1 protein-coding gene and 1 pseudogene are annotated in these 1154 nt (G+C 49.8%); one reads left to right on the plus strand and one right to left on the minus strand.

Translation table 11 applies throughout. The features are described from left to right. Positions 1–760 (plus strand): annotated as a pseudogene (locus F6K37_RS43605) (hypothetical protein); the annotation flags it as partial. Here the strand turns inward: F6K37_RS43605 and F6K37_RS43610 are convergent. Continuing rightward, the gene (locus tag F6K37_RS43610) at positions 732–1049 is read right to left on the minus strand and encodes a hypothetical protein (RefSeq protein ID WP_008181178.1); all 318 of its coding nucleotides are present in this window, start codon (positions 1047–1049) and stop codon (positions 732–734) included. The pseudogene F6K37_RS43605 and the gene F6K37_RS43610 overlap by 29 nt on opposite strands. Positions 1050–1154 lie beyond the last annotated feature (105 nt).

Consider the following 1154-nt stretch of genomic DNA (forward strand, 5'->3'; position numbering starts at 1 on the left):
GTCCAACCTACCTGAGGTGGAAACAACTTTGGAAGCAGAAGAGCTAGTTCCTGCCAGTGAAACCCCAGCACCAGTTGAGGAAGCAACTACTGGGGCTGAATCAGTAACCCCTCTACCTGAACCGTCAGAAAAGCCAAAATTAAACATCTGGAGTCGCTTTGGCAGTTTCTTCGGACGTTCCGCTGTGACCCCTAGCCCCTCACCTGAAGCGCTAGAGGAACTGGACATTACATCAGAGGAACCTGTGGTAGCTCCAAGGGAATCTGAGTCCACTACTGTTGTTGAGGAGATATCGGAAGAACCGGCAGTAGAGACCGGGGAGTCTGAATTTACTAGTGTGGTTGAGGAGATATCGGAAGAACCGGCAGTAGTTTCAATGGAATCTAAATCCACTAGTGTGGTCGAGGAGATATCGGAAGAACCGGCAGTAGAGACCGGGGAGTCTGAGTCCACTACTGTGGTCGAAGATAGTTATGAACAACCGGCGGTAGCTCCAATGGAATCTAAATTTACTAGTGTGGTCGAGGAGATATCCGAAAAACCGGCAGTAGAGACCGGGGAGTCTGAGTCCACTACTGTGGTCGAAGATAGTTCTGAACAACCGGCGGTAACTCCAAAGGAATCTCAGTTCACTACTGTGGTTGAGGAGATATCGGAAGAACCAGCAGTAGGGAATGGGCAGTCTGAGTCCAACACCAAAGTCGAAGATAGTTCTGAACAACCGGCGGTAGCTACCAGTGAATCTGAACTGAGCTCATGATCAGAGTGACCATGTCATCCGGTGGTTTGATCCATCTGACTGCCGGGAGGTTAATCCCATGGAATGGGTTTGGCAGGAACTCAAGGGATGGTGGGAGTGGCCAAACTTGAGTGCGATCGCACAGTAAAAATAGAGTGACAACAGGCAGTAAGCCCATGGTTCCCTCAACTGTTTGAGCACCAAAGGCGATCGCGTAGCGTACGCCAATGCGCAATCCTTGACCCAGTGGGGATGGCTGGCCGATGCTAGATGTGCAGCTAGCGCTGGCTCCCCTGTTCCCTTGCTGCATCGATTTCAGTACTCAAATCGATTGTTATGACTTCCTTTATTAAGTTTTTTTGTAATAGTGCCAGCTATCAGCATAACTCCCCAAACTTTTCCCGATAACGAGCCA

Origin of the sequence: Moorena sp. SIO4E2, from assembly GCF_010671945.1 — a bacterium.
Classification (GTDB): Bacteria; Cyanobacteriota; Cyanobacteriia; order Cyanobacteriales; family Coleofasciculaceae; genus Moorena; species Moorena producens.